Below are 23,510 nucleotides of genomic sequence, written 5' to 3'. Positions count from 1 at the left end.
TCATTCGCGCCGCGGGGGCGGCGCGTGGCACATCCGGAACGGCCGGAGAGTGGAGCGTCAGCCCCAGCCCCAATGGTTGGCGCGCATGAGGCGCACCGTGCGCTCCAGCGCGCGGCGCAGATCCAGCGGCGCCCCGCTCCGCGCCGCAGTGGCAAGCGCGCCGAGCGTGGTCTTGACCAGGGGATGGCCGGGACAGGCGCTGCGGGTGCCGACAAATTCGTAAGCGTCGCGAAGCGTGCGCAGGCGACCGCCCTCGCGCGTGCGCAGCGGGCGTTCCAGATCAGCGTCCCAGTAGCAGTCGGACATGGGTGCTCTCATGTGTCGGATCGAGCACAAAACGCAGGTCCGCGCGAAAAGGTTCCCTGTGGGGAGAGGGAAGCGGCCGATTCTGCGGCACCCAAGTGGCGAGAGAACGCAAAAAAGAGGCCGGCGGAAGCCGGCCCTTGGGAGGTTGTGCAGGAACGGGATGTCTCGCGGGTGCCCGGCCCGCTCGTCGCTCAGGCGGTCAGCACCTTCACTTCGTCGCGTAGCCGCCCGCCAAGCGCGGAGACGGCATCGGAAACCTGTTCGATCTGCCCCGCCGTGCCCCGGATCTGGCCGGAGATGCGCGAGACGCCGTTGATGCTCTCGGTCACCGAGGCATTGGTGACGCTCTGTTCCTCCACCGCGGCGGAGAGGGTCGAGAACACATCGCGCAGCGTGCCGACACTGTGGGTGATCTCGCTCACCGCCCGCGCCGCGTCGCTGCTGGCCTGCTGCACCGCACCGACCTGGGTGCTGATCTCCTTGGTGGCGTTGGCGGTCTGCAGCGCCAGTTCCTTCACCTCGGAGGCGACCACCGCGAAGCCCTTGCCGGCTTCGCCGACGCGGGCGGCCTCGATGGCGGCATTGAGGGCGAGGAGATTGGTCTGCGAGGCGATGCGCTCGATCATCGCCGAGATGTTGCCAATGCGCTCGATGCTCGCCACCAGCCCGCCGACCAGCCCGTCGGCCGAGGTGGCACGCTCGGCCGCCTGCGTGGTCATGGCGGTCGCGTTGTGAATCTGCTTGCTGACCTCGCCGAAGGACACCGACATTTCCACCGCCGAGGCGGCGACGGAGGAGGTCATCTCCTCGCTCTGGCGGCTGAGATTGTCGAGATCGGTGCTGGCAGCCTCCATGGCGGCGGAGGACTGGTTCATCTCCTCGATGACCGAGGTGACGCTGGCGGCCACCTTCACCGTGTCCGTCACCAGCGCCCAGGTCAGCATCGGCCCGTCATAATGGCCATCGGGCGTCATCAGTGCGGAAACGGAGAGATTGAGCGTCTCCGGGCCGACCTTGATCCGCGCCGTGTGCGGCAGCCGCGAGGCATCCGCCAGCATGTGGCGCTGCATTTCCGGCTTCTTGTGGAACACGTCGATGGAGGAGCCGATCAGCTCGGACGCCTTGATCGGCAGGTGCTGCTCGATGCGCTGAAGCGTGTTGAGGCTGGTGCGGTTGGCGTAGTCGATGATGAAGCCGTCGAGAGAGCAGGTCATCACATTGATCGGCATCTGATCGACCATCTGCATCAGCCGCCGGATCTTGGCCTCGGCGATCAGCGCCGCCGTTTCCACGCTCCACATCACCTGCACATGCTGGCACTCGCCCCGGGCATTGCGCAGGGGCGAGAGGGCGAAGCGCAGCACCTCGTTGCCAAGGTGCACATCCCGGGAGAAGGGCTGAAGGTCGCCGCGCGCCGGGCGGTCGCCGGCGGAGGCGAGATCGAGGGTGAACAGGCTGAGCGAGGCGCCGACGATCTCCGGCGGCGCCTTGGGCAGCGCGTGCCGGATCGTCTCATACAGCGCCTTTGATCGCGCATTGGCGTAGTCGATCCCGCCCGTATGGGGGTCGCACATGAGGATGGCTGCGGGCAGGTCGTCCAGCAGGGCGGCGTCGAAGGCGCGCGCCGAGGAGCGGCGCTTGAGGGAATAAAGCGAGGCGGGGCTCATGCCGATCTCCGGTCGGGGGCAGTGCGCCGGTCCAGCCGATCAGGACGGGCCCTTTTTGCTAGCCTGTGGAGCTTGCTTCAGGCTCGCTCCGGTTGCCCGAGGTGGCGGCGTCATCCGGTGCCGCCGGCACTTCCGGAAGGGCGATGGTGAACAGCGCGCCGCCCTCGACATTGGCGACGGTGAGCGTGCCGCCATAATCGCGGATGATGCCGAAGCTAACGGAGAGGCCGAGGCCCGTGCCCTGGCCGGAAGGCTTGGTGGTGAAGAAGGGCTGGAAAATCTTGCCGATCGCCGCCGGCGGGATGCCGCCGCCATTATCGCGCACGGTGACAACGACGAAGCCCTGCCCTTCCGTCACGCGGGGTTCGATGGCGATGGCGATGCGGCCGGCAAAATCCGGCTCGTGCTGGCGGCGGGCGCGGATGGCGTCGCGCGCGTTCAGCACCAGATTGATCAGCACCTGTTCCAGCTGCTCCTGCCGGCAGGGCACGCGAGCCGTGCCGGCGCTGCCCGTGGCCGTCAGTTCGATGCCGTCGAGGCGGATTTCCGTGCCGAGCACCTGCAACGTGCCCTCCACCGCCGTTTCCGCCGAGGAGGGATCGATGGCGAGCGTGTCCTTGCGCCCGAAGATGCGCATATGATCGATGATCGCCTTCATGCGCTCCACCTGCCGCACGATGCGCGCCAGCTTCTCGCTGGTGTGCTCGGCCGGCAGGCCCTTGCGCAGGCCCATGATCGCATTGCTGGCCGCCAGCCGGATGACCCCGAGCGGCTGGTTGATCTCATGGGCGAGGCCGGTCACCAGTTCACCAAGCGCCGCCATTTTCGACATCTGGTAGAGCTTGTTCTCCTTCAGGCGCTTGGCGGTTTCATCCAGCGCGAACACCACGGCCGGCGCGGTGGCGGGATCCGTGCGGCCCGGCCCGCTGGGCGGCAGCCGCGTGATGACCATGCCGACCTCGAACTCCTCGCCATCGCCGGAAAAATGCTCCATCGCCACCGAAGGCGCGGCATCCTCCTGCAGGCGGGCGAGGAACTCCGGCGATTCCACTCGCTCGGCGATCAGCCGGGGCAACAGGCCGTCCGCCGGCTCCCCGATACGCCCCGCCCGCCCGTTCTCGACATGCAGCACATGGATGCCCGGCACGCGGCTGATCGCCTGCAGCACCTGCGCCTCGCGCTCCTGTGCCTGCGCCGTGAGTTCCCGCTCGCGATAGGTCCGCTCCAGCCGCGAATGCCGCACGGCGAACAGGGCCAGTGCCGCAAGCGTCACGCCGAGCCCGCCGGCAATGCCCCAGATCGCCATATGAAAATCATGCGACTCGTCCAGCACCGCCTGGCGGTCCGCCGCCACCACCACGAGGAAGGGGTAGCGGTCGGATTGCATGGCATAGCCGATCCGGTCGACACCGTCCCAGGCGATGCCGGAATAGGGGCGATTGGTGTGGTCGGCGAGGATCGAGAGGCCAGGAAGGAGCGCCGCCGCCTCCATGCCGTCCATGTTGTGATTGGCCGGCACGCTGGCCCGCACCACCCCGTCAAAGCCCACGAGCGCGATCAGTCCCCGGCCTTCCGGCTGCAATTTCTCGTAAAATTCGATGAAGTCGGAAATCTGGTAGGAGGCGGCGATGATGCCGCGCAACGTGCCGTCGGGCGCGCGTAGGGCCTTGGTGAACTGAATCGACCAGGCGCCGCTGATCCGCCCCTTAACCGGCTTGCTGATGAAGATGCCGGTATCGGTCGGGTCGTTGTTCATATGCACGCGAATATGTTCGCGGTCGGCCAGCGTCACGCCATTGCCCGGCGGAAGCAGATTGCTGGCGACGACGGCCCCGGCGGGATCGACATAGGTTATCTGGATGACCGAGGCCGGCAGGCGGGCGGTGAGCAGCCGGGAATAGATTTCCTGCGGCGAGGCGTCGTCCGGCAGGTTGGCGAAGCCGTCGAGGAAGGCTTCGATGGATTCGACCGTGCGTTCCAGATGCGAGGTCAGCGCCACCGCCAGCTTGCGTGAGGCGGCGATAGTGACCTCCTCTTCATGGGCCGAATGCAATCGAATGGCGACGAGCGCCACCGACGCCGGCACGATGAAGGACAGGAGCAGCACGAATACCAGCAGCAGCCGGTACGAGGCGCCCTTCCACAGTGGCACGGCAGGGGAAACGTTCGCCGGCACGGCGGAAGGATCGGGCGGGATCGGCCCCGCCTGCGCTGAAGAATCCGAGGTCATCGCCGCCATGTCGAAAAAGGCATGTCGCTGCCGCCTCACCCCGCACCTGTGTCTTCGGGGCCGACGGCACCCGGACACTCTTGCAGTTCATTATGTCGTAGTCGCCCCGCCCTGTGGATGCAATCATGCGCACCCGTCAGCGCCTTGCACGACCTGAGATAGCCGAAACGGCGCTGAATCCTTGCGTTTTCTTGACAGCCGGCGCGGTTTTTGGGCCGGCGCGGGGTCCTCCCCCACAAACTCGATCCAAAATGGAGCGATTTCCGCCGTTTCCCCGCCGGAATGGCAGCGATTCGGCAGGCTTGGCTGGTAGCGGCGTGCGATCCTAGCCGCGCTCGTGCCGGTTGAGCGGCGCGCTTTCTTCCACGGAGCGGACGATGATGGTCAGGTTGATCTGCGCGCTCGTGCTGGGGCTTGTGTGCCTCGCCGTGCCGGACGGCGCGCGCGCGCAGGAACTCACCCTGCGCTGGCTCGGCGCCGACGGCCAGGTCGCGCTGGAGAAGACGCTGACGCTGGCCGAGATCGACACGCTTCCCCAGGTGACCATCGACACCAGCACACCCTGGACCGAGGGCGTGCAGCGCTTCACCGGCCCCTCGCTCGGTGCGCTCGCGGCGCTGGGCGGCCGGCCGGTGCGGGAGGCGAAGGTGATGGCGCTCAACGACTATGTCGCCCCCATTCCCGCCGAGGACTGGAAGGAGCATGGCGCCATCCTGACCACGCGGGTTGACGGCAAGACCATGCGGGTGCGCGACAAGGGGCCGTTCTGGGTGATGTACCCCATCGATTCCGACCCGGCGCTGCGGCAGCAATACTACCAGTCGCGCATGGTCTGGCAGGTCAAGTCCATTGATTTTAGCGCGCAATAGTCGCTCGATCGGCCTCCTCAAGCTTGGCCTTGTCGTCGCTTCCGTTGCGCTCTTTCTCGCGACCACGCTGGTCTATGTCCTGCAGACCCGCCAGCAGGCCTTTCTCACCGCGACGATCCGCTCCTCCGGCTGGGTGGCCTATCAGGCGCAGCTGGAATTCGTGAAGACGCAGGCCGAATTCGCCAAGCTCGCTATCGTGCCGAGCACCCTGGGCATGGACAAGCTGATGCTGCGCCTCGAACTGCTTCGCTCGCGGCTGCCGCTGCTCTACGATTCCGACGAGGGCCGCGTGCTGAGCGATATCGTCGACACGCGCGGCCCGACGCAGATTTTCGAGGCGCGGCTGGACCAGATCATCGATGAGGTTGGAAAACTCGATCCGGAGGATGGCGGCACGGCGCGGGAGCTGAAGAAACTGAGCCAGCAGCTGGAGCCGCTCGGTGAGGCGCTGCAGACCATATTGATGCAGTCGGTCGCCTATAATCAGGAGATCTTCCAGCGGGAGCGCGCCATGGCGCAGCGGCCCGGCGCGCTGCCGTTGGTGATGCTGTTCGTCAGCGGCGCCTGCCTTGCCGCCGTGCTCATCCTGCAGGCGCGCCGCGACCGCATCCGCCTCAACGAGGTGCGCGAGGCGCAGGCGGCGCTGGCGGCGATGGAGGAGAATCTGCGCGCCGTCATCCAGGCCGTGCCGGCCTGCGTGGTGGTGGCCGACCCGGACACCGACAAGGTGAACTTCATCAACCCGTCCGCCGCCGCCCTCGTCTCCCCCTCGCTGGACGATCCCGCCTGGCCGCGCTTCGTCCGGGCGATCCGCGCCGCCGCCGGCGAGCCCGATACCCGCCGCTGGGGCGCGCTGAGCATGGGCTATGCCCGCAGCCCCGGCGACATCATCTCGCTGCGCGGATCGGTCGGCACCGTCTTGTGGGAGCAGCGCCCGCAGCAGCTCATCGTGGTGGTCGACACCTCGCAGGTGCGCAATGCCGAATTGCAGGTGATGCAGGCGGCCAAGCTGGCGACGCTGGGCGAGATGGCCACCGCCATCGCGCATGAGCTCAACCAGCCGCTGGCGGTGATCAAGATGGCGGTGGCCAATGCCCGCCGCCTGCTCGACCCGCTGCCGGGCGGGGAGCCGGTGGCGGCCAAGCTGGAGCGCATTTCGGCGCAGGTCGACCGCGCCAAGCGCATCACCGACCAGGTCCGCCGCTATGGCCGCATGCCGACCGAGCAGCTTCTGCCCTTCTCGCTGCGCCATGCGGTGGAACTCGCCGCCGGCTTCGTCGCCGAGCAGTTCCGCGCCGCCAACATCGTGCTGTCGATCGAGGCGGGCGTGCCCGCCGAATTGCTGGTGTTTGGCGAGCAGACCATGTTCGAGCAGGTCATCGTCAATGTGCTGATCAACGCCCGCGATGCCTTCGAAACGCAGGAGATTCGCGAATCGCAGGAGCGCCGCGAACGCGACACCCCGCCGGCTGCCGCGGCCGGCACGGCCCGGCGCGAGGTGCAGGTGTCAATCGGGCGGGAGGGTGAGCGCGCGGTGATCGCGGTGCAGGACAATGCCGGCGGCGTGCCCGAGGACATTCTGGAACGCATGTTCGAGCCCTTCGCCACCACCAAATCGACGGAAAAGGGCACCGGGCTCGGCCTCTCGCTCGCGCGCAGCGTGGTGCGTGATATGAACGGTACCATCGTGGCAGAAAATGTCGGCGCCGGCGCGCGTTTCACCATCACCGTGCCGGCTTCGCTCATCAACGCCTCGCGGGACGCCGCATGAACGCCACACCCAGCATGCTGATCTGCGACGACGAGGAGGAGCTCGCCCACGAGCTGGGCGAGTATTTCGCCTCGCTGGGCTGGCATGTCGCCCTCGCCATCACGGCAGAGGAGGCGATCGCGCAGCTGCGCGACGGGCTGGCGCCGCAGGTGTTGATCACCGATCTGCGCATCGGCGCCGTTGACGGGCGGCTGGTGGTGGCCGAGGCCCGCGCCCTGCCGGCCGCGCTCCGCCCGGCGCTGGTCATCATCATCACCGGCCATGTCATGCACAATGTGACGGCGGCCGATCTCGACGGCGACTTCCTCTATGTGAAACCGGTCGATCCCACGGACGTTCTTGACGATATCGGCAGCTTCCTGGCCGGCGTGGCGCCGCCCCCGGCCTGAGGGCGCGAGCCGCCCGCCTCGCCGACCGCTGCGAAGGAACCTGCCGCACTGAATTTTGTCATTTCACAATGACGGAAGGCCCGCACTAACATAGTAGGTAGGGTAGTCGCCGAGCGTGGCATTCTTTTCGTCGTGAGCGGGCGTGTGGCGGTGCGAATGGTGGGTGCAACTGGGGTGGATTCGGAACTGCCGCGTGTTCTGCTGGTCGATGACGACCCGGACGTGCTGATCGAGCTGAGCGAAGGGCTGGCCATGCTCGGCCTGCCGAGCCTGACCGCGAATACGCCGGTGGAAGCCATCGACCTCGTGCAGCGCAACGAGCAGCTGCAGGTGGTGGTGACCGACCTGCAAATGCCGCGCATCGACGGCATCGAGCTGTTGCAGAAGCTCGCCTTGATGAGCCGCAAGCGCCCGCTCGCCACCATCATCATCACAGGCCACGCCTCGCTCGACCGGGCGGTGGGCGCGCTGCGCCTCAATGCGGTGGATTTCCTGCAGAAGCCGCTGCTGCCCGAGGAAGTCGCGCAGGCGGTGCGCCGGGCCTTCTCGCTGGTCGAGGACAGCGTCCGGCAGGCCAATGGGCCGGTGCCGGTAGCGGAAAAGCCGGTGGCACGGCCGAATTATCTGAAGACGCTGGTGGCCGCGCGCGCCGACCGCGACGCCATCTTCCAGTCCGACCTGTTCTCGGACCCGGCCTGGGACATGCTGCTCGACCTCGCGGTGGCGGAAGCCTCCGGCCGGCCGATTTCGGTCACCAGCCTGTGCATCGCCTCCGGCGCACCGACGACGACGGCGCTGCGACGGATCGATGAATTGCGGGACGCCGGGCTGATCGAGCGCCGCCCCGACCCCGCCGATCGCCGGCGGATCATCGTCGAATTGACAGAAAGCGGGCGCCAGCGGATGGAAGCTTTCGTCAAGCGGCAGGCCGAGCGTCTCGGCCTTCCCCTGGACTGAGCCCGCCGCGCGCGGGCGGCCGGTGGGGGTCGTTCAGCCGACGAACTGGTAGCCGAGATAGCGCTTGGCGTCGATCACGTCATAGCCGAGCTTCATGCGCAGCTTCTTGCGAAGCTTGCTCATATGGCCTTCGACCACGCTCTCGTCGACATCGTCGTTGAAGATGCCGTAGATCGTGTTGAAGATCTGGGTCTTGGTCACTCGCCGGCGGGCGTTCTTGACCAGATATTCCAGCATGTGCCGCTCGCGGCGCGGCAGCGGCAGCGGGGCGCCGTCGATCTCCGGGTCACGGCCGTCGAAGAACACCTTCAGCCGGTCCTCGCGCGCCGCAGCGGGGGCGGTATTGGCGTTGACACGCCGCCAGATCGCATCGGTGCGGGCGACGATCTCGCGGACATGCACGGGCTTGCGCACCACGTCGTCAATGCCGGCGGTGAACAGTTCCAGCGTCTGCGCCAGGCTCTTCTGGTCGCTCAGCGCCAGGATCGGCGCGGCGCTGTGCGAGCGGATCATCTCGGGGTAAGTCGGGCGCCGCTCGAAATCGCCGAGCAGAAAACCTTCCACCGCAGCAATATCATTCTCCGAAGCGCTCTCGATCCAGCCTTTGAACTCGTCTTCGTTCAGGCCGAAGCTGGAAAAACCTTCCCGCGAGAAGCTGGAAACATAGCTTTCGGCAACAATAGAGCGGTCGTCGACGATGACATACATGATTCAATTCCCCTGCCTTGAACCTGCAGTCATGCAATTCCGTGATTGCTGCCTGCACGTGTCCTTGGCCAAAGAACTATTTTGGTAAATATCTCCACTCAAGCCGAGTTGCTTCAGGGTTGGAGTGGGTTTCCCTCCATTCTGGCGGGTATCGCCACCTCAGGCCGCGTCGCGGCAACGCCAAAGCCGCCCCTCGGCGTAAGCCGAGGGGCGTTGGCGTGAGATTCATCCGATGTGAATCGATCCGGGCGACGCCCGCTTGCGCAGGCCCGGCGGCGATGCGCGTATTACGCGCGCGCCGGGCCGACGGCAGCGACATCAGCCCTCGAACACCGTCTCGATCTTGCTCTTCAGCGTCTGCGCGTTGAAGGGCTTGACGATGTAATTGTTCACACCGGCCTTCTTGGCGGCGATGACGTTTTCCGACTTCGCCTCGGCCGTGACCATGATGAAGGGCAGCGCGTTGAGGGCGCTGTCATCGCGCACCTGCTTCAGCAGTTCGTAGCCCGTCATCGGCTCCATGTTCCAGTCGGAAATCACCAGCCCGTACTGCCGCTCCTTCAGCTTGGAGAGGGCTTCGACGCCGTCGGACGCCTCGTCCACGTCTTCAAAGCCGATCTGCTTCAGCAGGTTGCGAATGATGCGGACCATGGTCTTGTAATCGTCGACTACAAGAACCGGCATCGACAAATCCACGGCCATAAAGCGCTCCGTCCCTCAGCTAACAAGTTCCACGGGACAGCCACATGCCGCCCTTTCCTAGGTTGATGTTCTGAATTGCAATGCTTGCGCGAAGCTTGCAGGGCGAAACCTAGGGTTATTCTCAGGCGTTTGGCTTTGAACTATAAGAAATCATCGAACACTTGCGAGTTAATGGGAGAATTTACATGTCGTCTGCCCGGCGGCCGTTCCGGATTGAAGCGAATGAACGACACAATGGGGCGGGAGAGAAGCACGTCGCCAGCACAGTGACGATGCAGGGCTCCGTCTCCGCCCAGATAGGCCGTGTGCTAGAAGAGCTGCACGAGCTGCGCGGCGTGATCGCGCGGTTCGACCGCCGCTGCCCCGAAGCCGATCCCGAATGCTCGCGCCACGCCATGCTGATGGACGTGGAGACGATCCGCCAGGCGATCGACAACACCAAGAACGAGCTGGCCACGCTGCAGGCGGGCGGCGCCAAGGGTGCGCGCTTCAACCGCGCCACCGACGAGCTCGACGCCGTCGTCGCCGACACCGAGGCGGCGACCGAGGACATTCTGCAGATGGCCGAGAATATCGACGGCGCGGCGATCTCGCTGGTCGCCGAGCTGGAAGGCAGCCACAAGATGCTGGCGCAGGCGATCCACAGCTACGCCACCCGCATCTTCGAGGCCTGCAATTTCCAGGACATTAGCGGCCAGCGCATCCGCAAGGTGGTCGACCTCATGGTCTTCATCGAGGAGCGGGTCGAACGCATGTCCAACATCTGGGGCGGGCAGGAAGAAGTGGCGCGCATCGCCGAGACCATCGCCCCCGAGCGCACCGGCGACGAGGCGCTGCTCAACGGGCCGGCGCTGGCGGATGACGAGAACGTCGTCTCGCAGGACGACATCGACTCCCTCTTCGCCTGAGATCAGGCGCAGAAGGCCCGCGACTGGGCGGTCCAGCTGCCGAAGCCGGACCGGACCAGATTGCGGATGACGGCACAGACATAGCGCTTCTGCGCCGGATCATTGTTCGGCCCGGCATTGTAACGGGCCGCCGCCATCGTCCAGTTGCCATGACGCTGCCGCAGCTCCGCAAGGAAGCGGGCGGCGTAGTCGACATTGCGCTCCGGATCGAACATCTCCGCCACCGAGGCGAACTGGTCGCCATGCCAGCGATGGTTGATCTGCATGCAGCCGAGATCGACCAGGGTCACGCCTCGCGCGTTGAACTCCGCCAGCTTGCGCGCGCCATCGGCGGGGCTGGTCGCGACAAGGCTTTTTCCCCCCGCATTCATCGCCAGAGGCTGCAGCGTGCCATTGCCGCCGGTCTCGGTCATGCCGACCGCATAGAGGATCGCCAGCGGCACGCCATGTTTGGCCGAGGCGCGCGCCATGGCCGCCTCGCATACGCCGAGGCGCGCCCCGGACGCCGCGCTGGCGGGCGTGCCGGCGGGTGTTTGCGTGGCCGAGGCGTTCGGCGCGGCCGCAAGCTCAGGGCTGCTGGTCAGCAGAGCCGCCATCAGCAGCGCGGAAAGCCGCATCTTCATCCTGTCGTCTCCTTCGGCGCGGGTCGGAATCGCCGGAATTCCCCTCGCGGGACCCGTTCCCCTCGCGGCGCTCCCAGTCCACCGGCGCGAAGGCGTCCTCGCCGGTGAGGCGGGGCGGCAGGCCGGTCTGACTGATGGTGAGGTCGAGCGGGCCGGCATCGGCATCGGCCAGCGTGGCGATGAGGCTGGCGCGGTCCTGCTCCAGCAGACGCGCCGTTTCCGCTCGCGCGGCATGAACATGGATCTCCAGCCCGTTGCGGCCGGTGCGCAGCCGCACCGTCACCAGGCCGAGTTCCAGCGGCCGGAGCTGGATTTCCAGCACCCGCACCGGGCCGCGCGCCGGCATGGCCGCGCTGGCGGCAGAGGCGCCCGGCGCTTCCGCGCGCACCGCCTCGGCAAGGACGCTGCCGAGCTGCACCGCCGCCGGCGACGGAGCGGCCCCCGCCGGTGCCGCGACCGGCGCGGGAGTGGCGGCGGCGCCGCTGGCAGCCGGAACGGGGGTCGGCGCCTCGGTGGCGATCTCGGACGCGCCGCGCGCCTTCTCCGCGCCAGCGGCCGCCCGGGCCGGCATCCGCGCGGCGGGGCGTTCCTCGAACGGGGCCATGTCGGGGGACGGCAGCGGCGCCTCGCCCGGCTGGGCGGGCAGGTCGACAGCGCGCGCAGCGGGGCGACGCTCGCTCAAAGCGGGCACCGGACGGTCGAACGCCAGCCCTTCGGAGGCGGCCAAGGTGGAAGCGGCAGAGACGGAAGCGGCAGAGGCGGAAGCCGCGGCGACCGTGGCCGCCTGGCCCGCGACGGCCGCAGCCTGCGCCTCGGCTTCCGCCGCCTGCGGAAGCGCGACGGAAAGCGATTGAACCGCCTTTGCCTGATCGGGCGCGGACGGTGGCGTCGGCCCGACCTCGCGCGGCAGCACCGGCGCGAAATGCGTCTCGCACAACACCACCTTGGCGCTGGGGACCGGCGCCTCGTCCAGCGTGCCCCCCTCCTCCAGCGTCGCGACCATGGCCGGGTCGCTCGTGCCTTCCGGCACATCCGCCGCTTCGGGCTGCGCCGAAGGGGCGGGCAGCAGGGTCGCGAATATCGCCGCCGGCAGCGGGGACGTTGAGGGCGCCCCGTCGTTCGGGGCGGCCGGTACGACGGGTGTGCTTTCCTCCGGGCGATCGGATGACGGCGCGGGCGCGGACCGATCGGCTTCGACCGGGAGAGGACGCCGCGCACCCTCCTCCGTCGCCGCCGAGAACATGGGCGCCGCCTCCGGCCGCGCGGAGAACAGGAGGGCGGCCTCGGCGCGCGCCGGCGCCGGCGACGAAGAGGGCGGGGTCCGCTCCGGGTGGGGGGAGGCTTCGTCCGCCGCCACCGACGGCGGAGCGGCGAGAGCAGGCGCGCCCTCCCCCGCCTCGGCGTCTCGATCGGGGCGAGCGACGGGCGGCATCTGAGCCACCGTTTCCGCCTCCCCATCCGGCAGGGGGAGGACGGACGGCGACGGACGCAACGGCGCTGCCGGCGTCGAGAGGATGTGGGCCACGGTGCCGGGCGCGGCGGGGCGGGCCAACGCAGCTTCCACAGCTGCCGGGGTGGGCGCGCGCATCGCCGGCCCGTTCTCGCGGGGCGTTTCGCCCGCGCCGCTGGAGGGCGGCTCGGCGAAAGGCTGGGCGGCGGACGGCGTGCTGACGGGTAGGCGGGCGGAACGCGCGAGCAGCGCGCCGAGGTCCATCGCCGCCACCGGCCGCTCCGTCTCGGCAATCGGGCCTGCAGGCACGGCGGCTTGATCCGGGGCCAGCTCGGGAGCGGGCGCCGTCTCCGCCGCCTCCAGCCGCACCGGCGTGCCGAAGCGCGGCGCCGGCAGCACGGATCGTTCGGCTCGCGGGCCGGCGGAAGGCGCTGGCGCCTCGGGCGTGGCGGCGGGCCGTCCATCCAGCTCGGCGAGCAGAGCGGCGAACGCGTCGCCGCCGTCCCCGCGCTCGGCGCGGCCGGCCAAATCCTCGGCGGTGGCGGTGCGGGCGGCGTTGAGCGGAACCGGGATCATAGCGGCGCGTCTCCCAGCGCTTTGTCGGCGGCCTCAAGGGCGGCCTGGGCCGAGGCCAGCACGGCCGGCGGCATGGCGTCCTGGCCGCCGGCCTGGCCCGTCTCCGGAGCGACCGGCCCCTGGGCTTCCGGCGCGCCGGCCTCACCCCCGAGCCCGGCCGGCGCCGGCACCGGCACATTGACGGCATCGTTGATCGACGCGGCCACCGCCAGCGCCGCGCCAAGCAGCCGCGCGTCCTCGCTGCCGAAGCGCTCGCGGGCGACCCTGGCGAGGGCCGCGCTGGCCTCGTCGAAGCGGCCAGGCGCGGCGATGATCGCGGCGGCGCGGTACAGCGTGGCGCGGTCGGCTTCCAGGCTGCCGAACACCGTGCCCTTCAGCACCAGCTCCGATGCCAGCGCCGCCGCCGTGGTCTTGCCCTGCGCCAGCGCCGCCTGGGCGATGAGCAGCGCGACCTCGCGACGGCTTTCCGGTTCCAGCGGCGCTAGAAGCTCATGGACGCGGTGGAATTCGTCGGCGCTGTCGATGAAGCTCATCCGCGTCAGCGCGGCGGCGAAGCGCAGGCGGAAATTGCCGGCATAGACCGAGTGGCGGTAGCGGGCGAGATAAGTCGAGGTCAGGCGCTCGAAGTTTTCCAGTTCATTGGCCTGGGCGGCGATGAAGATCTCGCGGCGCAGCGCCGCCTCCTCCACCAGCGTGCCCGGCGCCAGAAGGCGGGCGCGGCCCAGCAGCACCGAAGCGCGCGGCGGGTCGCGACGCACCCACAAAGCGGCCTGCGCCAGCGCGACCTGGCCGGCGAGGCTGTCCGGCAGCTGGCGCGCGTCGATCTCGCCGAGCTGCTTCAGCGCCTCCGGCTCACGGCCTTCGAGATAGGCGAGCGTGCCGCGCAGCAGCCGCTCGTCGACGGCGGGGCTGGCGCCCTGACCCAGCACCGCCCGCAGCACGCCCGGCCCGCCGCCGCTGAGCGCGAAGACGATGAGCGCGCGCGCGTTCTGCGGGTCGTTCCAGGCGGAAGAGTCCGCCGCGCGGAAGCTCTGGTCGATGCGGGCGATCAGCGCGTTCTGCGCCGTCAGAGCGTTCGGCTCGCCCGCCGCCATGCGGTCCTGCAGGCGCTGGAGCTCGCGCACCTCACGGTAGAGCGGCGGCGCGGGCGGCAGTTCGGGAGCGTTGGCGGAGGCCGGCTCATCCTTGGCGGGCGCCTCCTTGGCGGACGCTTCCTTGTCGGCGGCTTCCGGCGCCGTGGCTTCCGCCGCCTGCGCCGACGAGAACACGCCGAGCGTCGGCAGGGCGAGCAGCGCGGTCGTGCGCTCCATCGGCTCCGGCAAATCAGGCTCCGCCATCGGCGCGGCGGGGGCCGCGGGCGCCGTCACGGCGACAGCCGGGGCGACTATCGGCGCCGCCGCCGGCGAGACGACCGCCGGAGAGACGACCGGGGACAGCGCCGGCGCCGCCGCCGCGCTCGAAACCGCCGACACGGAAGGCGCGAAGGAGCGGGGATCGAAGGAATCGGCGGTAAAGGCCAGCGAGACGAACGCGTCCGGCCCGACCGCCTCCGACGAAAGCAGCGCCGGTGCCGGCACAGGCCCCGCGAAGGGCTGATGGGTCGGCGCTTCTTCCGCCGCCACGACCGGCACCTCGACAGGCGCGGGCTGGAAGGCGACCGGCGACCGCGCTTCCGCCCCGCCCAGGGCCGGCCGCGCGGGGGGCAGCGGCACGCGCAGCGTCGCCACCCGCGCCACAGGCGCCTCGGTCGCCAGCGCCGGCCGCGTGGACGGGAGCGGCACCGGCAGGGTGGTCTCCGGGGCGTCGGGCGCGGCAGCGTTCGGCAGATCGGCCGGCGCCTCCGCCAGCGCAAAAGGCTCCGGGGCACCAGCGTCCGGCTCTACCGTCGCGGGAGCCGCAACGGCCGGGGCCTGCGCCGCGAGATCGGCGGGACGCGGCAGCGGGCGCGGCGCCTCGAGCGGCATCTGGCGGGGAGCTGCCGGCGGCATCACCGCCGGCTTCAGCGGAGGTGTGGGCACCACCACGGGTGTGAGGGCGGGCAGCGCTTCGCGATCGCCCGTCGCCTCCCCGCCCGACTCGACCGGCGTGGCATCGGCGGGGCGCACCTCGCCCCACGGGTCCTTGGCCAGAGCCGGGCCGCCGGCGAGCAGCAGCGCGGCGAGGAGTATGGCGGGCAAAGCGACGCGGCTCATCGGACAGGCTCCTGCAGCACGATTTCGATCCGGCGGTTTTCCGGCGCGTTGGGGTCGGCCTTGTTCTTGAGATTGCGGTCGGCGAAACCGACGATCTGCTTGATGCGCCCCTCGTCCAGCCCGCCGCGCACCAGCATGTAATGGGCGATGTTGGCGCGGGCGGCGGAGAGCTGCCAATTGTCATAGGTCGGCGAGCGGAAGGGGCGCCCGTCGGTATAGCCGCGGATCACCACATCGCCGGGCCGGTCCTTCAAGGTCTGGGCGATACGCGCCATGGCGGCGACGATGCGCGCATCCGGCACCGCCGAGCCGATGGGGAACATGGAGAAGTCGAGGTCGTCGGTCAGGCTGATCACCGTGCCGTCGCCCGTCTTGCGCACCGTCACCTGCGGGCCGGTGGCGCCACCCATGGCGGCGGCAAGGTCGGCCTTGATCTGCTCTTCCAGCTTTTCCGCCGGTCCCTGCGCGCCCTCGGTGCGGGCCGGCCCATTGGCTGCCACCGCCTTGGCCGCCACCGCCTTGGCGCTGTCGCCATCGGGGGTCGACGAGGCGGCCTTGGTCGCGCCGGCAATGCCGCCGGCGCGGGTGGAGTCCGGCGTCGGGCCGCCGGCGGGCGAGCCATCCATCCCCTCGACGGCAGGGTTGGGCGTGTCGCGCTTGGCGCCCGCATCGGGCCGCGTGCCCTGCGGCGCGCCAATGCCGGCGGTGCCAGGCGCCGTCGCCTGCGCCTTGCGGGTGGAGGTCATCTGCCAATAGACCGGGTCGAACGGGTCGCGCGTGGCATCACCGCTGCCGGTGCCCGGCTCGCTATTGACGCCGATCGGCGCGTCGAGCGAGGTCGGCGTGCCGGGCGGCGCATCGGCGACGATCTCGGCCAGCACGGCATAGGGGTCCTGGAACAGCGCCGCCTCGCGCGGGCCCTGCTGGACCTCCTCGCCCTTGCCGGTGTTTTCGCCCACCGTGTCCTTCAGCGCGGACATCTGGTCGCCATCGTCCGAGGTGCCGACATCCTTGATGTCCTCGGGGTCGTTCAGTCCCTTGCGCTCGCTCACGCTGTCGGCGAGGTTCACCGGGTTGAAGTAATTGGCGATCGCCTTGCGCACATCCTTGTCGGTGACGTTGATCAGCCACATGATCAGGAAGAACGCCATCATCGCCGTCATGAAGTCGGCATGGGCGACCTTCCAGGCGCTGGAATGGTGCTCGTGCTCCTCGTCGTCATGCCGCTTGATGATGATGAGTTCTTGGTGTTCGGGACCGGCCATGGCCGCCTACTCCTGCGCCAGGGCGAGGCGCGCGGCCCAGGCCTGCATCTGCGTCTCGAATGTGGTGGCACCGGCGACGGCGACGATCTCGCCGCCCGCCCCGGCCTCGAAGCACACCGGCGCGCGCGGATCGAGCCGCGCCTGCAGCCCCTCCAGCAGGTCCGCCGGGCCACGCACGTGAAGCAGCGGCGTGGCGCCGTCGGCGAGCGCGCGGGTGATCGCGGTCGCCATGTCCGCCAGCACACGCTCGCGCAGGGCGCTCGCGAGAAAGGGGGCGATCACCCGGCCGAGCCGGGTGGCGAGGTCCTCGCCCAGCTGCTCCAGAGCCTCGGCCAGGGCCTGCGCCAGCGGCTCGCTCTCCTCCTGCGCCCAGGCGCGGCGCGCCTCGGCGAGCCGCTCCTCCGCCCGGGCGGCGTCCTCGGCGCGCTGACGGTCGAAGCGGGCGCGGGCCGCGGCTTCACCCGCCGCCCGCCCGGCCGCCTCGGCTTCCTGCACCAGCAGGGCGAGGTCCAGCGCCGGGGGAGCGGCGGGGATCGGCGCCGCGATGGGCGACGCCGGATGCGGCGCGGCGGGACGCGCCGGCGCCTCGCCCGCGCGGGGAGCCGCCGGCTCGGCGGCACGGGGGGCGAGACCGGAATAATCGGGAAGATGGTCGATCAGCGCCCGCATCAGACCCGCGCCTCCTGCTGCAGCCATTGCCGCAGAATGGCGGCGGCCTGCTCCTCATCGAAGTCGATGATCTGCTCCAGGCGCTTCTGCGGCGAACGGTTCATCTTGCTGGTGAGGTCCTCGATCAGGCTGACCGGCTCGGTGACGCCGGGGGTCATGGCGCCGCCCCCGTCGGGCGCCGGCAATTCGCCCATCGCGCCGCCGGTGCCGGCGAGCATCGCGGTTTCGATCATCTCCGCATCCTCAGGCCGGGCGACGATGGCGCGCACGGCGGGGCGCAGGCCGAACCAGATCAGCAGCACGGCGACGATGAGAATGGTGGCGGCGTTCACCAGCGTGCCGGCCTGGCGCATCAGCACTTCCGACCAGGGCAGCGCCGCGACGGGTTCGAGCTCGCCATTGCCATCGGCGAAGCCGACGGCGGACACCTTCAGCTTGTCGCCACGCGCCTTGTCGAAGCCGGAGGCGGCGGCGGCGAGCTGCTCGATCTCGTAGATCTGCGTCTCCAGCGGCACGGCGCCGTCGCCCGCCCCCTCCGCCGGCACCAGCCGGGCGCGGTTCACCAGAATGGCGATGGACAGGTTCTGCACGGTGAAGCCTTCGCGCACCGTCTCGGTGCTGCGCGAGGAAATCTCGAAATTGGTCAGTTCCTCGCGCCGGTTGGTCTCCTCATTGGAATTGTTGCCGGCATCCCCGCCGGCCGCCTGGCCGGGCATGTTCTGCTGCACCGAGGCCGCCGCCTGCTTGGAGCGGTTCTGCGACGTGCCGGTCTCCTTGACCACGCGCACCGAGCGCTCGGTCTTGGAGGCGGGGTCGTAGGTCGTCTCATTGGTGGTGACGCGATCGATGTCGAGGCGCGAGGTGACGCTGATCTGGAAATTGTCGATGCCGAGATAGGGGGTGAGCGCGCGGCGGATCTTCGCCTCGGTCTCGCGGTTCATCTGCTCCTGCAGCATCGCCTTCTTGCCGGAGGAGGCATTGGCCGGATCGTCGCCCGAGGCGAGAATGGCGCCCTCGGTGTTGAGCACGGTCACCGCGTCGATCTTCATGCCCGGCAGGGCGGCGGCAACGAGATGGCGGATCGCCTCCGCCGAGGTGCCGTCCTCCGCGTTCTCGGTGCGGATCACCACCGAGGCCGAGGCGCTCTGCTGGTCGCGGCGGAACGAGGCGCGGTCGGGCAGCACGATGTGCACCCGCGCCGCCTTGATGCCCTTCATGGTCTGGATGGTGCGGGCGAGTTCGCCTTCCAGCGCACGCACCTTCGTCACCTCCTGCATGAAGGAGGTGAGGCCGAGCGAGTTCACGTCGTTGAACAGTTCGTAGCCGGAGCTGGAGCTTTGCGGCAGGCCCTTCTCCGCCAGCTGCATGCGCGCGCGCGCCGTATCGGCGGGGGCGACCAGCACGGCCGTGCCATCGGCGTTCACGTCGAAGGAAATGCCGGCATCCTTCAGCGCGGCACCGATCCGGGTCACGTCCTCGCGGCTGAGATTGGCGTAGAGCGTTTCGGTGGCGGGGCGGCTGAGATAATAAGCGCCGAGGCCGATGGCGGCGAGCACCGCCAGCCCTATCATCGCCAGCGCGAACAGGCGGCGGGCACCGAGCTGCCGCAGATTGCTCAGAAGCATGTCGAGCTGCTGGCGTGCGAACATCTGCTCTCCCGCTCCCTAGATGATGCGAAGGGCCCTTGGCGCGGGCCGCGCGCGGGGCCCGCCAGTGGGGAGGGCCGTTCCGTCGGGAGGAGAGTGCGTCGGCGAGCTTGCCTGAGCGTTGCGCGGAGGAGCGCAAAAAAAGAGGGCCACGCTCCTGGGAGGCGAAGCGTGGCCCAAGGCGCGCCGTGGAACACGGCGGCGGGGTCGGAGAAACCGGGCGCGAGCCCGGCCGGATCAGCCGCGGAACAGGCTGAGCACGCTCTGCGAGCTGGAATTGGCGATGCCGAGCGACTGAACGGCGAGCTGCTGCTGAGTCTGCAGCGCCTTCAGACGGGTCGACTCTTCTTCCATGTTCGCATCGACGAGCGAGCCGATGGCGCGGTTGTTGGCGTCCTGCAACGCCTGCACGAAGTTGGTCTGCGACTCGATACGGCTGGCCGTGGAGCCGAGGCTCGTGGACGCATCCGTAAGGTCGGTCAGAGCGGCATCGACGATCGAGGTGTAGTTCGCGATCTGGTCGAGGTCGTTCTGGCTCGACGTCAGCTTGGAAATGTCGATATCCATGATCGAGCTGACCGTCGCCTTGCCGTTGGCCGTGGCGGCCACGCGGGACTTGTCGAGAATACCGAGGCTATCGGTACCCGAGGCGCCCAGCGAGTTCTTCAGCGCGAGAACCGCGCCGTCGAGAGCCGTCTTCTTCGCCGTCTCGGCGGTGGTGTAGGCACCGTCACGGGTGTTCTTCGCCGTCGCATAGGCGGCGTCACGGGCGGCCACAGCCGCGGCATCCATGGCGCTGCCGGCGAAGGTCGTGTCGGCCGCGCCGATGTCGGTGTTGTAGGTGGTGTCCGCCGTGGTCTTCGCGGTGTCGAAGGCGGTGTTCGCGGTGGTGGCGGCGGTGGAGTAGGTCGCCGACGCCGTGGTCACCGCCGCGTCGACCGCGGAGTGAACGGTGGTGTTCGAATCCAGCAGCTTGAACTTGCTGGTGTCGATGTTGATCGTGTCGACCTGCACCGAGTCGCCGGTGCGGGAGAACGAAGCAACCACCGCCTTGTTGGCATTGTAGTTGGCTTCGCTCGAATCCACCGACAGCCAGTTGCTGCCGGAAATGACCGTGCTCTTGGCGTTGTTCTTCACCTCTTCGAGCAGGCTGCCGATTTCGGTCTGCAGCTTGGCGCGATCGGCGTCCGGGGACGCGGCGGTGATGAGCTTTTCCTTCACCTTCTGCAGGGCATTGCGGACGGTGTCGAGACCGGTGTTGACGGTGTCGACCGAGGACTTGGCGAGGCCGAGCGAGTCCTTCACCGCACCGAGCGCACCGTTGTCGGAGCGGGTCGTGGTGGCGATGGACCAGTAGGCCGCGTTGTCCGACGCCGAATTGACGCGCAGGCCGGTGGAGACGCGGTTATTGGTGTCGTCGAGCGAAGAGTTGATGGTCCGCAGGGTCTGCAGGGCGACCATGGAGGACGTGTTGGTCATCAGGCTGGTCATAGGAATGTCCCTTGAGTTGATGTGAGTTTTTTCACGGGACATACCGGGCTTACACCGGCATGGCAGAGGCGGCATCATGCCTTTGATGATCGGGCCCGAGAGCGCGATCCGAGTGCCGGCCCAAAGCGGGCGGGCAATCAATCTGCCATGACGCCACCCTCGCACGGCAAGCTTGCGCGAGGCTTGCATCCGTCACGGGGCCTGACAGCGCGATGCGAAGCCGGCAAAACGCCGACGGGGCGGCCCGCTCGCGCGATCCGCCCCGCTATTGTTGTCAATCCGTCGGTCTATGAAGTGCGTCAGTAGAACGAACGCACCAGCCCGCCCACCAGAAGATTCCAGCCGTCGATCAGGATGAAGAACAGGATCTTGAACGGCAGGGCGATGACCGCTGGCGGCATCATCATCATGCCCATGGACATGACCAGCGTCGCCACGATCATGTCGATGATCAGGAAGGGCAGCATGATCAGGAAGCCGATCTCGAAGCCGCGCCGCAGCTCGGAAATCATGAAGGCGGGGATGAGGATGCGCAGCGGCACCTTGTCCTCCGTCGCCGCCGGCGCCTGGCCGTTGGCGGCGGCGAGGTCGGCGAAGGTCTGCAGGTCCTTGGGGCGCACCTGCGACATCATGAAGTCCTGGAACGGCGCCGCCACCCGCGTCAGCGCCTCCTGCTCGGTGATCTGGCCCTCGGTCAGCGGCTGGATGCCCTGCTGCCAGGCGCGGTCGAAGGTCGGGCCCATGACATAGAAGGTCATGAACAGCGACAGCGAGATCAGCACAAGATTAGCCGGCGTCGATTGCAAGCCGAGCCCCGAGCGGAGGAAGGACAAGGCGATGACCAGCCGGGTGAAGCTGGTGACGGTGATGAGCAGCCCCGGCGCCACCGACAACACGGTCAGCAGGGCGATCATCTGCACGATGCGCCCGCTTGCCGCCCCGCCGCCGGACTGCTGGAGCAGGTCGTTCAACCCCGGCAGCGACTGGGCGAAGGCCGGCGCGGCGAGGACGACGCTGGCGAAAAGGCCGGCGGCGGCGAGGCCGGCCACCGCGAGGGGGCGGGCGAAACGGCGGGAGAACGCGCTCATTGCACCACCATCGTCTCGATGATGAGTTCGTCGATCTTGCCCTCGGTGCGCAATTTGGCGCGCTCGGTCAGATCCTCGCGCAGGTGCAGGAGCCCGCTCGGCCCTTCCAGCTGGCTGAGCGAGAGCGTGCGCAGATACCCCATGATGTCGTCGCGGATCTGTGCGATAGCGATCTTCGGGTCGGGCAGCGCGTCCTTCTTGAAGATGATTGCGGCCTCGATACGCACGAAGGTCTGCGACGGCGCGGCGAGATTGGAGACGATCGCCTTCATCGGCTCCATCACCACATCCGTGCCGGCATATTTCAGCGGCGGCGTGTCGGGCTCGGGCGGCTTCTCCTTCGCCTTCTCGCTCACCGTCTTCTCGACGCTGGTGGCGAGCTGGATGCCGAGCCCGCCGCCACCGCCGGCGGCGAGGAGCGTGAGGATGGCCAGCGGGACGATCAGCCCGCCGCCGCTTTTCTTGTCGTCGCCTTTGACGGCGGCTGCCTTGGCTGCCATGGCCCGCCCCCGTCAGAACGGCGCCACGACATCATAGATGCGCTGGCCCCAAGCGGGCTGCTGCACATCCATGAGCCGGCCGCGTCCACCATAGGAGATGCGGGCTTCGGCGATCTTGTCGTAGGAGATGAGGTTGCGGCCGGAAATATCGAGCGGATTGACCATGCCGGCGACGTTGAGCACGCGGACTTCGTAGTTCACCAGGATTTCCTGCGAGCCGCTGATCATGAGATTGCCGTTCGGCAGAACGTCAGTGACCACCGCCGCGATCTGGACCTGCAGCTTTTCCGAGCGGTCGATCGAGCCCTTGCCCTTGGCGGCGGTGTCTGAATTCATGGTGAGGCTGCCATTGGCCGAGCCGGCCGCCCCGCTCCAGCCGAAGCCTTCGGCGGCGACGGCGACATCGAGCCCGGCCTGCTGCGCGGATTTGCGCGAGCGGTCGGTCTGGTTGTCGAACTGCGCCATGTCGTTCATGGCGATGGTCACCGTCACCACATCGCCGACCTTGCTGGCGCGGATGCTGCGATAGATGCTCTGCGTGCCCTGGTCCCAGGTCGAGGCGAAGCTGCGCTTGGGCGGCGCGGGGAAGCTCATGGGAATGGGGTCGGTCGGCTGGTTGATGCCGTAGCCGACCGGGGTGAGGCTCGGCCCGAAGGCGAGGCTGTCATAGGTCTTCTGGCAGCCGCCCAGCGCGAGCGCGAGGAGGGACACCGTGAGGGGAAGCGTCGAACGGGTACGTGTCACGATGATTTTCCATCCGGGGGCGGCGGGCGCTTGGCGATTCCCACCATCACGCCGGTGAGGCGAGCGGCGCGGGCCGGGTCCATCTCGTTGAGAATGGCGCTGGCGACGCGCGGGTTCAGCTTGGCGAGGATGGCGGCGGCGGGGTCGTCGCCCATGATGGTGAGCTGCGCGGCGGCGGCGTCGGGGCGCATCTGCGAGATGACCGAGATCACCGCCGCGTCCGCCTTGTTGAGGAAATCCTCGCGCCGGGTCAGCCATTTCTCGAATTCGGCGCGCTTGGCCTCCAGCCGGGCGATCCGATCCTCGATATCCTTTTCCAGCGCGGCGAGCGCCGCCCGCTGGCGGGCGAAGCGGGCATCACGCACCGCGTCGACCATCGCCTCGCAATATTGATCGGCGTTGTCGCCCTTGGGCGCCGGCGGCGCCGGGCGTGAGGCGACGATGGGCGCTGCGGCCTCGGGAGCTGGCGCCGTCTCCGCCCGCAGGCTCATCGCACCGAGAAAGCTGGTGCCGAGGGCGAGCGCGACGATCACCAGCGCCTTGACGATACCGGCGCTGCCGTCGCGCCGCGGCAATGGCAGGCGGCGGGCGGGCACTGTCCAGCCCATCGCCTCCGCTTCGCTATCCTCGCCGCCGGGCTCGCTGTCGCGGGCGGCGAAGCAGAGGGCGGCGGAAAGCAGCCCGAGCAGGCAGCCCACGGCGAGGGCGGCGAGATGCGAGACGACCAGTATCATGCTCATGCGGGAACTCCCGGCCGAT

General features: G+C 68.8%; 21 protein-coding genes. 5 read left to right on the top strand and 16 right to left on the bottom strand.

The window, feature by feature from the left end; all coding sequences use genetic code 11:
• Positions 1-57 precede the first annotated feature (57 nt).
• The 3 genes from K9D25_RS08735 to K9D25_RS08725 all read right to left on the bottom strand — a co-directional run bounded on the left by K9D25_RS08735 (position 58) and on the right by K9D25_RS08725 (position 4,203).
• Entirely contained in the window at positions 58-306 is a 249-nt protein-coding gene (locus K9D25_RS08735) for a hypothetical protein (RefSeq protein ID WP_244450464.1), read from the bottom strand.
• Between the two features lie 191 nt (positions 307-497).
• Positions 498-1,973: a methyl-accepting chemotaxis protein gene (locus K9D25_RS08730; protein ID WP_244450463.1), complete on the bottom strand. Its 1,476-nt coding sequence runs from the start codon at positions 1,971-1,973 to the stop codon at positions 498-500.
• A 58-nt stretch (positions 1,974-2,031) separates the two neighbouring features.
• Positions 2,032-4,203, bottom strand: a complete 2,172-nt coding sequence (locus tag K9D25_RS08725; RefSeq protein WP_244450462.1) for an ATP-binding protein — start codon at positions 4,201-4,203, stop codon at positions 2,032-2,034.
• 377 nt (positions 4,204-4,580) lie between these two features.
• Here K9D25_RS08725 and K9D25_RS08720 point away from each other — a divergent pair, with 377 nt between their 5' ends.
• The 4 genes from K9D25_RS08720 (at position 4,581) to K9D25_RS08705 (ending at position 8,189) form a co-directional block, all read left to right on the top strand.
• A complete protein-coding gene (locus tag K9D25_RS08720) occupies positions 4,581-5,072 on the top strand; it encodes a hypothetical protein (protein ID WP_244450461.1) in 492 nt (163 codons plus the stop codon).
• Positions 5,053-6,843, top strand: a complete 1,791-nt coding sequence (locus K9D25_RS08715; RefSeq protein WP_244450460.1) for a sensor histidine kinase — start codon at positions 5,053-5,055, stop codon at positions 6,841-6,843. Before K9D25_RS08720 ends, K9D25_RS08715 begins: the two co-directional genes overlap by 20 nt.
• The gene (locus tag K9D25_RS08710) at positions 6,840-7,232 is read left to right on the top strand and encodes a response regulator (protein ID WP_244450459.1); all 393 of its coding nucleotides are present in this window, start codon (positions 6,840-6,842) and stop codon (positions 7,230-7,232) included. The genes K9D25_RS08715 and K9D25_RS08710 overlap by 4 nt, the downstream gene beginning before the upstream one ends.
• 156 nt (positions 7,233-7,388) lie before the next feature.
• Complete coding sequence (locus tag K9D25_RS08705; protein WP_244450458.1) at positions 7,389-8,189, top strand: response regulator; 801 nt, start codon at positions 7,389-7,391, stop codon at positions 8,187-8,189.
• A 33-nt stretch (positions 8,190-8,222) separates the two neighbouring features.
• On the opposite strand, the gene K9D25_RS08700 is transcribed toward K9D25_RS08705, so the two are convergent.
• Together K9D25_RS08700 and K9D25_RS08695 are read right to left on the bottom strand one after the other, a co-directional pair.
• Positions 8,223-8,897, bottom strand: coding sequence for a response regulator transcription factor (locus tag K9D25_RS08700; RefSeq protein WP_244450457.1), 675 nt, complete (start codon positions 8,895-8,897; stop codon positions 8,223-8,225).
• Between the two features lie 318 nt (positions 8,898-9,215).
• Complete coding sequence (locus tag K9D25_RS08695; protein WP_244450456.1) at positions 9,216-9,599, bottom strand: response regulator; 384 nt, start codon at positions 9,597-9,599, stop codon at positions 9,216-9,218.
• 185 nt (positions 9,600-9,784) lie between these two features.
• On the opposite strand from K9D25_RS08695, the gene K9D25_RS08690 reads away from it, so the two are divergent.
• Positions 9,785-10,507, top strand: coding sequence for a protein phosphatase CheZ (locus tag K9D25_RS08690; RefSeq protein ID WP_244450455.1), 723 nt, complete (start codon positions 9,785-9,787; stop codon positions 10,505-10,507).
• Between the two features lie 2 nt (positions 10,508-10,509).
• Here the strand turns inward: K9D25_RS08690 and K9D25_RS08685 are convergent, their stop codons facing one another.
• From K9D25_RS08685 to K9D25_RS08635, 11 genes are all read right to left on the bottom strand, one after another.
• The gene (locus K9D25_RS08685; RefSeq protein ID WP_244450454.1) at positions 10,510-11,130 is read right to left on the bottom strand and encodes a lytic transglycosylase domain-containing protein; all 621 of its coding nucleotides are present in this window, start codon (positions 11,128-11,130) and stop codon (positions 10,510-10,512) included.
• Entirely contained in the window at positions 11,075-13,156 is a 2,082-nt protein-coding gene (locus K9D25_RS08680; protein WP_244450453.1) for a flagellar hook-length control protein FliK, read from the bottom strand. The genes K9D25_RS08685 and K9D25_RS08680 overlap by 56 nt, the downstream gene beginning before the upstream one ends.
• On the bottom strand, positions 13,153-15,348 hold the full coding sequence (locus K9D25_RS08675) for a hypothetical protein (RefSeq protein WP_244450452.1): 2,196 nt from the start codon (positions 15,346-15,348) through the stop codon (positions 13,153-13,155). Before K9D25_RS08675 ends, K9D25_RS08680 begins: the two co-directional genes overlap by 4 nt.
• Positions 15,345-16,613 (bottom strand): MotB family protein, encoded by a 1,269-nt coding sequence (locus K9D25_RS08670; RefSeq protein ID WP_244450451.1) that lies wholly within the window; start codon positions 16,611-16,613, stop codon positions 15,345-15,347. Before K9D25_RS08670 ends, K9D25_RS08675 begins: the two co-directional genes overlap by 4 nt.
• Positions 16,614-16,619: 6 nt before the next feature.
• Positions 16,620-17,282: a hypothetical protein gene (locus K9D25_RS08665; protein WP_244450450.1), complete on the bottom strand. Its 663-nt coding sequence runs from the start codon at positions 17,280-17,282 to the stop codon at positions 16,620-16,622.
• Positions 17,282-18,931 carry a flagellar basal-body MS-ring/collar protein FliF gene (gene fliF, locus K9D25_RS08660; protein ID WP_244450449.1) on the bottom strand — a complete coding sequence of 550 codons (1,650 nt, stop codon included), beginning with the start codon at positions 18,929-18,931 and terminating at the stop codon, positions 17,282-17,284. Before fliF ends, K9D25_RS08665 begins: the two co-directional genes overlap by 1 nt.
• Positions 18,932-19,165: 234 nt before the next feature.
• Positions 19,166-20,419 carry a flagellin gene (locus K9D25_RS08655; protein WP_244450448.1) on the bottom strand — a complete coding sequence of 418 codons (1,254 nt, stop codon included), beginning with the start codon at positions 20,417-20,419 and terminating at the stop codon, positions 19,166-19,168.
• A 299-nt stretch (positions 20,420-20,718) separates the two neighbouring features.
• Positions 20,719-21,507, bottom strand: coding sequence for a flagellar type III secretion system pore protein FliP (gene fliP / locus K9D25_RS08650; RefSeq protein WP_244450447.1), 789 nt, complete (start codon positions 21,505-21,507; stop codon positions 20,719-20,721).
• On the bottom strand, positions 21,504-22,007 hold the full coding sequence (locus K9D25_RS08645; RefSeq protein ID WP_244450446.1) for a flagellar basal body-associated FliL family protein: 504 nt from the start codon (positions 22,005-22,007) through the stop codon (positions 21,504-21,506). The genes fliP and K9D25_RS08645 overlap by 4 nt, the downstream gene beginning before the upstream one ends.
• A 12-nt stretch (positions 22,008-22,019) precedes the next feature.
• Positions 22,020-22,751 carry a flagellar basal body L-ring protein FlgH gene (gene flgH, locus K9D25_RS08640; RefSeq protein WP_244450445.1) on the bottom strand — a complete coding sequence of 244 codons (732 nt, stop codon included), beginning with the start codon at positions 22,749-22,751 and terminating at the stop codon, positions 22,020-22,022.
• Positions 22,748-23,491, bottom strand: coding sequence for a MotE family protein (locus K9D25_RS08635; protein WP_244450444.1), 744 nt, complete (start codon positions 23,489-23,491; stop codon positions 22,748-22,750). Before K9D25_RS08635 ends, flgH begins: the two co-directional genes overlap by 4 nt.
• Between the last annotated feature and the right edge of the window lie 19 nt (positions 23,492-23,510).

It is taken from the genome of Ancylobacter polymorphus, from assembly GCF_022836935.1.
In the GTDB taxonomy this organism is placed as follows: Bacteria; Pseudomonadota; Alphaproteobacteria; order Rhizobiales; family Xanthobacteraceae; genus Ancylobacter; species Ancylobacter polymorphus_A.
This window is presented reverse-complemented; position numbering and strand designations above follow the sequence as displayed.

Excerpts from the sequence above, each read along its gene's own strand:
- K9D25_RS08700 (WP_244450457.1), bottom strand. The coding sequence starts at position 8,897 with ATGTATGTCATCGTCGACGACCGCTCTATTGTTGCCGAAAGCTATGTT.
- K9D25_RS08705 (WP_244450458.1), top strand. The coding sequence starts at position 7,389 with ATGGTGGGTGCAACTGGGGTGGATTCGGAACTGCCGCGTGTTCTGCTG.
- fliF (WP_244450449.1), bottom strand. The coding sequence starts at position 18,931 with ATGTTCGCACGCCAGCAGCTCGACATGCTTCTGAGCAATCTGCGGCAG.
- K9D25_RS08645 (WP_244450446.1), bottom strand. The coding sequence starts at position 22,007 with ATGGCAGCCAAGGCAGCCGCCGTCAAAGGCGACGACAAGAAAAGCGGC.
- K9D25_RS08670 (WP_244450451.1), bottom strand. The coding sequence starts at position 16,613 with ATGGCCGGTCCCGAACACCAAGAACTCATCATCATCAAGCGGCATGAC.
- K9D25_RS08655 (WP_244450448.1), bottom strand. The coding sequence starts at position 20,419 with ATGACCAGCCTGATGACCAACACGTCCTCCATGGTCGCCCTGCAGACC.
- K9D25_RS08735 (WP_244450464.1), bottom strand. The coding sequence starts at position 306 with ATGTCCGACTGCTACTGGGACGCTGATCTGGAACGCCCGCTGCGCACG.
- fliP (WP_244450447.1), bottom strand. The coding sequence starts at position 21,507 with ATGAGCGCGTTCTCCCGCCGTTTCGCCCGCCCCCTCGCGGTGGCCGGC.
- K9D25_RS08720 (WP_244450461.1), top strand. The coding sequence starts at position 4,581 with ATGATGGTCAGGTTGATCTGCGCGCTCGTGCTGGGGCTTGTGTGCCTC.
- K9D25_RS08665 (WP_244450450.1), bottom strand. The coding sequence starts at position 17,282 with ATGCGGGCGCTGATCGACCATCTTCCCGATTATTCCGGTCTCGCCCCC.
- K9D25_RS08695 (WP_244450456.1), bottom strand. The coding sequence starts at position 9,599 with ATGGCCGTGGATTTGTCGATGCCGGTTCTTGTAGTCGACGATTACAAG.
- K9D25_RS08710 (WP_244450459.1), top strand. The coding sequence starts at position 6,840 with ATGAACGCCACACCCAGCATGCTGATCTGCGACGACGAGGAGGAGCTC.
- K9D25_RS08730 (WP_244450463.1), bottom strand. The coding sequence starts at position 1,973 with ATGAGCCCCGCCTCGCTTTATTCCCTCAAGCGCCGCTCCTCGGCGCGC.
- K9D25_RS08690 (WP_244450455.1), top strand. The coding sequence starts at position 9,785 with ATGTCGTCTGCCCGGCGGCCGTTCCGGATTGAAGCGAATGAACGACAC.
- K9D25_RS08685 (WP_244450454.1), bottom strand. The coding sequence starts at position 11,130 with ATGAAGATGCGGCTTTCCGCGCTGCTGATGGCGGCTCTGCTGACCAGC.
- K9D25_RS08725 (WP_244450462.1), bottom strand. The coding sequence starts at position 4,203 with ATGACCTCGGATTCTTCAGCGCAGGCGGGGCCGATCCCGCCCGATCCT.
- K9D25_RS08675 (WP_244450452.1), bottom strand. The coding sequence starts at position 15,348 with ATGAGCCGCGTCGCTTTGCCCGCCATACTCCTCGCCGCGCTGCTGCTC.
- K9D25_RS08635 (WP_244450444.1), bottom strand. The coding sequence starts at position 23,491 with ATGAGCATGATACTGGTCGTCTCGCATCTCGCCGCCCTCGCCGTGGGC.
- K9D25_RS08680 (WP_244450453.1), bottom strand. The coding sequence starts at position 13,156 with ATGATCCCGGTTCCGCTCAACGCCGCCCGCACCGCCACCGCCGAGGAT.